Source organism: Listeria immobilis (assembly GCF_014322845.1).
GTDB lineage: Bacteria > Bacillota > Bacilli > Lactobacillales > Listeriaceae > Listeria > Listeria immobilis.
Genome location: NZ_JAASUA010000033.1, coordinates 1 through 510 on the forward strand (window position 1 = coordinate 1; position 510 = coordinate 510).

Sequence of the window (510 nt, forward strand, 5' to 3'; positions counted from 1 at the left end):
GAACTAGCTCCGACAGACATATTAAGCGGAAATGTAGGTGATACCTATACTTCGACAGCCAAAGACATTGAAGGTTGGTTATTAGAAACAACGCCAGAAAATGCCACTGGTACATTCAGTGATACAGCACAAACCGTCACGTACGTGTATGAAAAAGAAGTAGTAGCTGGCCAAGATGTGACAGTTCGATATGCAGATGGAGCAGGCAATGAACTAGCTCCGACAGACACATTAAGCGGAAATGTAGGTGATACCTATACTTCGACAGCCAAAGACATTGAAGGTTGGTTATTAGAAACAGCGCCAGAAAATGCTATAGGTACATTCAGTGATACAGCACAAACAGTCACATATGTGTATGAAAAAGAAGTAGTAGCTGGCCAAGGTGTGACAATTCGATATGTAGATGGAGCGGGCAACGAACTAGCTCCGACAGACATATTAAGCGGAAATGTAGGTGATACCTATACTTCGACAGCCAAAGACATTGAAGGTTGGTTATTAGAAACA

General features: G+C 42.4%; 1 protein-coding gene. It reads left to right on the plus strand.

Going from position 1 to position 510, the window contains the following annotated elements; translation table 11 throughout:
- On the plus strand, window positions 1-510 hold a 510-nt coding region (locus HCJ45_RS14855; RefSeq protein WP_187125296.1), incomplete at both ends, for a MucBP domain-containing protein.